6 protein-coding genes are annotated in these 7,253 nt (G+C 44.9%); 3 read left to right on the top strand and 3 right to left on the bottom strand.

All coding sequences use genetic code 11. The features are described from left to right. Positions 1-98 precede the first annotated feature (98 nt). From B5D35_RS17185 to B5D35_RS17175, 3 genes are read right to left on the bottom strand one after another with little or no spacing between them, the layout of a single operon-like run. Positions 99-410 carry a hypothetical protein gene (locus B5D35_RS17185; protein ID WP_078753765.1) on the bottom strand — a complete coding sequence of 104 codons (312 nt, stop codon included), beginning with the start codon at positions 408-410 and terminating at the stop codon, positions 99-101. Further along, complete coding sequence (bcsA, locus tag B5D35_RS17180; RefSeq protein ID WP_078753764.1) at positions 403-2,625, bottom strand: UDP-forming cellulose synthase catalytic subunit; 2,223 nt, start codon at positions 2,623-2,625, stop codon at positions 403-405. The genes B5D35_RS17185 and bcsA overlap by 8 nt, the downstream gene beginning before the upstream one ends. A gap of 1 nt (position 2,626) precedes the next feature. Further along, positions 2,627-3,085, bottom strand: coding sequence for a hypothetical protein (locus tag B5D35_RS17175; RefSeq protein WP_078753763.1), 459 nt, complete (start codon positions 3,083-3,085; stop codon positions 2,627-2,629). A gap of 458 nt (positions 3,086-3,543) precedes the next feature. Between B5D35_RS17175 and B5D35_RS17170 the strand changes: the two genes are divergently transcribed. The 3 genes from B5D35_RS17170 (at position 3,544) to B5D35_RS17160 (ending at position 7,173) form a co-directional block, all read left to right on the top strand. Continuing rightward, positions 3,544-4,275 (top strand): 4'-phosphopantetheinyl transferase family protein, encoded by a 732-nt coding sequence (locus tag B5D35_RS17170; RefSeq protein WP_078753762.1) that lies wholly within the window; start codon positions 3,544-3,546, stop codon positions 4,273-4,275. A 169-nt stretch (positions 4,276-4,444) separates the two neighbouring features. Next, positions 4,445-5,830, top strand: coding sequence for a TldD/PmbA family protein (locus B5D35_RS17165; RefSeq protein WP_078753761.1), 1,386 nt, complete (start codon positions 4,445-4,447; stop codon positions 5,828-5,830). Next, entirely contained in the window at positions 5,830-7,173 is a 1,344-nt protein-coding gene (locus B5D35_RS17160) for a TldD/PmbA family protein (protein ID WP_078753760.1), read from the top strand. Before B5D35_RS17165 ends, B5D35_RS17160 begins: the two co-directional genes overlap by 1 nt. Positions 7,174-7,253: the final 80 nt, after the last annotated feature.

Here is a 7,253-nt window from a genome sequence, read left to right as displayed (position 1 = left end):
TCAAAGCGCTGAACAAGCTTACAGGACTGGGTATGCCTGAAACTCAGTATATTGCTTAAGAACCGAACAACTTTAGGCTGCCATGTCTTCCAACCGAATTAAGCAACAAAGCCGAGTTGATGTTGGCTACGTTGTTTGATCTCAACGTTTGCTAACGTCCTATTGCCTGCTGCAATCCAAAGCATCGACTTATCAATCGCATTGTTATTGTAAATAGATAACGACAAACGAATGCTCTCAACTTCTTGCCCATCAAGAATGGCAATGGGCACAGAGACTGTCTGACTTTGCCCACGTAAGACAATGTCATTTTGATTGTCTGTCGCATACGTCAAAGGAACTTCCGCTGTTTTTTCTGCAAGCGAAAATGCCGATAAAAAGAAAAGGAATAGGGCGGAGTACTTATTCATTTTGAAACTCCCTTTTACCTGGATAATTCGACGCATGTACTTTTTGTTTAACCGACGTGGTTAGTACGCGTGTCAGGTTTTGGCAGACCAAAGAAAACAATCCAAGCACAGAGGACAATACATCTTGATTTAAGCTTTCCTCATAACGACGACGTTCTTTCCAACGGCTACTCTGACCATACGCCTTCGCATATTGAATCTGCATGTCATGCGCCATATGACTTTCCAACAAGCAACAAACTTGCACGCCTTGATGGCCATTTTTCACCGCAACCACCCGCATATTGAGATGCACCATCTGGTACAGTGGTTTTTTACTTTTGGTACTTCGACCCTTTTCTGTAAAGTACGCGACATCCACAATGTCACCACGGTGAACATCGTGCTCTGAATCTTTTAGCGTTAACCTTGCGCCTTTGAGTGAAATATCATTCAGCATCGCATTGATGCTTTTATCTTCTAGTTTTATTACCGCCTTTTCATTCATCAGCAATCGTGGCTCACTACGACGCTGCTGCTTCTCAAGCATCGCACCTAAACAAAGGACAATCAGCATCAGATTGAACGTGTTAAAAATGATCACCAGTATCAGCTGGCTTTGTTCAGTCGGAAATTGAATATAACGGTAGATACCCCAAGCCTCCGCTAATACCACCAAGCCAAAGATAAATGCCATAAACGGTGTGAGTTTTGAGAAACAGACTTTTCTTGTCGTTTCTCCTTTTGGCGTCACGATGAAGTTGGGCTTTTGGGGATGAATCAAAACGGACAACGCTGGCAAACAAAAATATATCGACAGTGCTGTCTCATATAACTCAGAGAAAAATGCACGCCGTGTTTTACCGAACAATCTTTGGGTGATCATCACGCTGATCACTAAGTGCGGTACGACGAAGATAAGAAAATCCGTCGCATTACCCACGAAGATTTGCAAATCGAGCAATAAGTACAGCAACGGAGAAAGCAAAAACACCGAACGGAAAATAGGGAAAAACCAATACACCGTCGAATTTAAATAGCACACACGCTGCGCCATACTTAAACCGCGCTTTAACAGCGGATTGTTCAGGAGAAAGATCTGAATCATACCCTGAGACCAGCGTGATCGCTGTGTTACATAAGCCCCAAAGGTATCCGGTGACAGCCCTGCTACCATTGCGCGATTCAGATACGCACTGTCCCAACCTTTCGCGTGTATGTTGATCGCCGTATCCGCATCTTCCGTGATAGTTTTGGTTGAGATCCCTCCCACCTCTTCCAGTGCAACACGGCGAATGACAGCAGCGGAGCCGCAAAAGAAGCAACCATTCCAAAAATCCATGCCTAACAGTATCTTGTTATAAAACATTTCATTTTCAGAAGGCACTTTGTCTTCAATACCAAGGTTTCGTTCAACGGGACCGGGTGTGATGAAAAAGTGTGGTGTCTGAACAAAGCCTAGGTTTGGATCTTTTTGGAACAACCCCACTGTATTGGACAGAAAATCACGTGTCGGCACATGGTCGGCATCCAAAATGAGGATGAGATCGCCGTCGCTCTTCTTCAAGGCATGGTTAATGTTTCCGGCTTTTGCCTTTTCGTTTCTTTCACGCGTAATGTAGTGTGCACCGACCTCTGCACAAAACGCTTTTAAAGAGTCAGCCCTGCGTTTTGCCTGATCGGCCGCATCCACGTCATCATCGGACAATTTCTGGTATGTCCCCCCATCGTCAAGCACATAGACATTGAATACACCGGGGTACTCCAGACGAGAGGCTGCCAAAATCGTAGGTTCAACGACATCTAACGGTTCATTGTATGTCGGGATAAAAACATCAACGGAAGGGAGCGTTTTTTCAAGATCGATTGGAACGCGTTTTCTCTCATAGGGTTTAACGGTAACAAACATTCCCATCACGTAGACCAAAATGCCGTAGCACTCAGCAAAGAACAGCAGCATTGCGAAGGGTAAATCTAAGCTGCTTTCCCAAGGTAACGTCTCATGAAATCGCCAATAGATATATCGAAACGAGATAAATGCCCCGATGATAAGGATGAATGTTGTCGCCCTCGTAGACATGTTCTTTGATAACAACAAGATAAGTAAGAAGGCACTAGATGCGAGCCACAAGTGAGTGTCTGTCGAAATGTTCAAAGTCGCTAGCATGAACAGGGCACAAAGCCCGCACAAAACCAGCAGCAGCTTAATTAACCGCCGAAACAGATTTGGTCGCATTTCAGAACCTTTCTAGTAATAGAGATAATTTGAATCGATTAACCCATGTGATGTGTTTTTCTTGATCAGCAGTACAGTAGTGAGTGAAAACAGATAACCAGTAGCCACCTTTTTTGGCGTTCTGTAACGCAACGAGGCAGCGCTCTCCTGTTTGTTCAAAAGAAGTCCAATATTGAAACGGGCCTATTGCGTTGTACGCCAATACCCCTTCTTCATCTGGAATTTCAAAAACGAACGGTGTGGGAGGCTGTTGCAAAGGGTGTAGACCGACAACCTGCACAACCATATTTTCGGTTGCTAAAAACGTGTCGTTTTCTAAAAGTGTCCAAAACCATGTTTCTTTAATGCGTGATTGTCGATAACTACGCACGGTATCGATACCGTCTATCAGAATGGGCAATTGAAAATCATTAACTTCTGTAGGGTCATAAATTCGAATTTGATTGTTTTTTGATGTCATTTGACATCCCGACAATATTAAAATGACAACAAGTATGAGGTAGTAATGACAATGCGTTTTCATAAACAGTAACTCTCCCATTCCTCTCTCAGAAGAGTTGAAAGCAAATAGGATGCCACTACACACAACTGTCAATTAACATGCTTATTTACAAGTGGTTACATTGAAATCACCAATTAAAAGCTTAAGATATTGGCGCTTAATAGGTGATCTTGCGCATACTATTCTCAAACTGATTTTGAAAATGAACGCTGATGTTTCCATTCATTCCCAAAATAGAACAGAATGGCTAACTCGTATTAAAGATCACTATATTGATGTGAATATAAAGGTCGTTTGAACTCACAATTTCATTCTATAACGTGTTATAAACAATGAATGGGTTGGGTAGGAATGAGACACCACTTTTTAGACATTACTCTTCCTCCGTAATTTCCTAACTTTTAGCCAAGGCCAGTATGTTCCAAGAGTTCAACCACGTATTTTCAACACAAGAAAGCCAAACTGGATACCTCGATCGATTATCACTGGCCTCCAACTCTGCAGGTACCTGTTGGCTTGCATCTTGTTCCTTTCAACTAGAGAGGTACGAGCCCCGTCTATATGCAGAACTCGATATCAAACTCAACGATGACATACGGTCAAGTGTGCCTAAACGGCAGGCTGAGTTTCTGGCCGGACGGTATCTCGCTAAAACACTGCTACAAAGCGCGTCTTCTTTTGACGGGGAAATAAAAGTAGGTTTGAATCGCCAACCCACTTGGCCGAATGGGTGGATAGGTTCAATCTCTCACACTGATGATCGTGCACTTGTGCTGGGTCACTGTGGCCAGAAAAAGTTTGCGGGTATCGACATTGAAAATGTCATCCCGTTTTCTACATGCAAAGATATCGCGACCAGTATTCACTCAAATGAAGAACTCGCGCTATTTGTAGAACAAGGCATTGCTGAGAACATAGCAACGACATTGATCTTTTCCGCGAAGGAAAGCTTATTTAAAGCCACATACCCCTATATCGGCTATTACTTCGGTTTTGAGTCTGCGAAGGTCATTACACTCGATGTCTCAAAAGGCTATTTGATTTTGTCGCTGGACCATGGCATCGCCTCCAAAGCTAAAATCCCGTTGGTTTACCCGTGTCATTATGTCGACGATACACATTCTGTGACCACAATGATCCTTGCTTAGCACCGTTCCCACTCGACAACCAAATTTTCCATAAAATTCGAACAGATTGGGTATAAAACAATCAATTAATCTCACCTATATCACTAAAAGGTAAAGATGATTGGTGCAATTCATCCAAACTGATAGTCTGAAAGTAATAAGACGCTGACTCTGTCTAGAGGAGGAATAAATGCTAAATACCAACACTGCTAAAGCGATGATTGATCACGCCCTATTTTTGGGTGCTGATTTTGCTGAGCTCTTTGTAGAGCGCCATCATTCAGGGAATGTCGAACTGCTTTCTGGTGAAGTTGACAAAGTAAATTCCGGTATCGACTTCGGGATTGGCATTCGCCTTTTCTTTGGAAAGAAAGTACTTTACGGCTACACCAATAGCCTTGATGAAGAAAAGCTGAAGCAAGTCACTTCTCTGCTCTGTGCAAAGGACAAACGCGACCAAATAGCGACAGCTGGTGCGTTAAATTTCATGACGGCGAATAACCGCCATCCAGCGTTGATGCCCTTCTCTATTGACAATCATGTAGAAGAAAAAATCGCGTATCTTCGCAGAGTAGACGCGAAAGCACGCGCCGAAAGCGATAAGATTTCCCAAATCGTTAGCCGTATTCTTCAGCGTGAGCAGCATATAGAGATCTTCAATTCAACAGGTCTCCATGTCCAAGACACTCGCCACTACACCCGTATTGCATCGTCAGTTGTCGCATCATCAGGTAATGAACAGTCCACGGGCTACGAAGCACCGGGCATGTTGTCTGGATGGGAGTTCAACAACCAGATTGATCCTGAAGCCCTCGGTGAACAAGCAGCAAAACAAGCTCTTATCAAACTGGGCGCGGCAGCCTGCCCATCAGGTGAAATGCCGGTAGTTATTGGCAATGGTTTTGGTGGCGTTATCTTCCACGAAGCCTGTGGGCATTTACTCGAAACTACCTCTGTAGCGAAAAAAGCCTCGGTATTCCACGACAAAATGGGCGAGATGATTGCTAACCCAGTCGTTAATGCAGTAGATGATGGCTTGATGACCAACGAATGGGGCTCCATCAACATTGATGATGAAGGCATGGAAACTCAGCACACTCAACTGATCAAAGACGGTAAGCTCACTGGCTTTATGGTTGACCACATGGGTAGCCTGAAAACAGGCTATGCGCGCACAGGGTCTGGTCGTCGGGAATCATACAAATACGCGCCAACCTCACGTATGCGCAATACCTATATTGAAGCAGGCAACGATGCGTTTGATGACATGATAAGTGGCATCGAGCGTGGTATTTATGCGAAGAAAATGGGCGGCGGCTCTGTGCAACCAGGCACAGGCGAATTCAACTTTGCGGTTCAAGAAGCCTACATGATTGAAAATGGTAAGATCACACATCCATTGAAGTCAGCCACCCTTATCAGTACCGGACCAAAAGTACTGAAAGAGATCAATATGGTCAGTAACGACTTTGCACTTGCCGCAGGTATGTGTGGCTCAGTAAGCGGTTCCGTACCGACCACCGTTGGTCAACCCGCGCTCAAAGTCGATAATATTCTTGTTGGAGGTGGTAACTAATGAGTGAAATGAAAGCATTAGAACAGGCCGTCGAACAAGTCCTCGAATTGGCTGCAAAACGCGGTGCACAAGCAGATGTCATCGCATCGAGTGGCGAAAGCTTCAGCTTGAAAGCAGACCAAGGTGAACTATCAGAGTACAAGGTCACCGCCAGTCAAGTGATTGGCGTGCGTGTGATTAAAGATGAGCACGTCGCCATAAGTTATTCTGAATCCCTTGAACCTTCAAACCTAGAGCAAATGGTCGCTCAGGCACTGACTAACGCAAGCTACACAAAAAAAGACCCACTTCAGAAAATTCGTGCTGAAGGGCTGACCATTCGCACCGAACACTCAGAAATTTTCCAAGAAGACACTGCGACACCAGAACAAAAAATTGAACTCGCACTCGCACTGGAAGGTCGTATTCGCGAGAAACCTCTCGCCAAGTCCGCACCTTACAACGGCTACAGCGAAAACAGTGCTGTCACACTTCTAGGCAATACACTGGGCTCTCGCTGCTCGCATCAAGAACGTACTTTTAGCTGCTACACCACAGCATTAATTGATCACAACGGCAAACAAGCAATGCATATCGCCGCCTCTGTTGCGCGACGGTTCGACGGTTTATCACCGGATAAAATCATCAATGATGCTTATGAAATGGCAGATGCATTACTCGAAGGTGAACCTGTTGAGACCGGACAGTATGCTGTCGTGTTCGCACAAGATTGCCTCAATGAAGTATTAGGGGCTTTCGGCAGCTGTTTCTCGGGTGAATCAGCCAAACGAGGTATTAATCCTTGGCGTGATAAAGTGGGTGAGCAAGTTGCCAGCCCACTGCTTACATTTACCGATGTCGCGTATATGAAAAACGGTCATGCCATTAAAGCGTTCGACGGCGAAGGCTTTGTAACGGGTGACACTCCTCTGATTCAAGATGGAAAGCTCATCGGAATGCTACACAACTCTGCAACTGCTGCACATTTTGGTGTAACACCAACAGCAAACGCCGGACGTTCGGCAAAAGGAACGCTCAGCGTTGCATCCCGTCACGATGTCATTTCTGCAGGTACAAGTAGCGAAGCTGAAATTACGGCGGGTGAATACCTGGAGTTGGTTGAACTGCAAGGGGTACATTCTGGTGCTGATGCCATCAGTGGCGAGTTTTCGTTTGGGGCAAGTGGTTTCCTTTGCCGAGACGGAAAACGAATCCGACCTGTTCGCGGCATTACAGTCGCCGGCAACTTTTACAAAATGATCAAGGAAATTGATGCCGTTGGTAACACGGTCATTCCGAATTATGACGGCCATTTCTTTGCGCCATTGATTCGGTTTGCACGATTGAGTGTCGCCGGCAAATAACGCCAACATCAACACAAAATGAGAAGAGCCCTGTGCATGGGCTCTTTTTTTGTCCACACTAAGTAAATGGCAAAATTATC

This window comes from Enterovibrio nigricans DSM 22720 (genome assembly GCF_900167155.1).
Taxonomy (GTDB): domain Bacteria; phylum Pseudomonadota; class Gammaproteobacteria; order Enterobacterales; family Vibrionaceae; genus Enterovibrio; species Enterovibrio nigricans.
The sequence above is the reverse complement of the archived record's forward strand: the minus strand, read 5'-3'. Positions and strand labels throughout refer to the sequence as shown.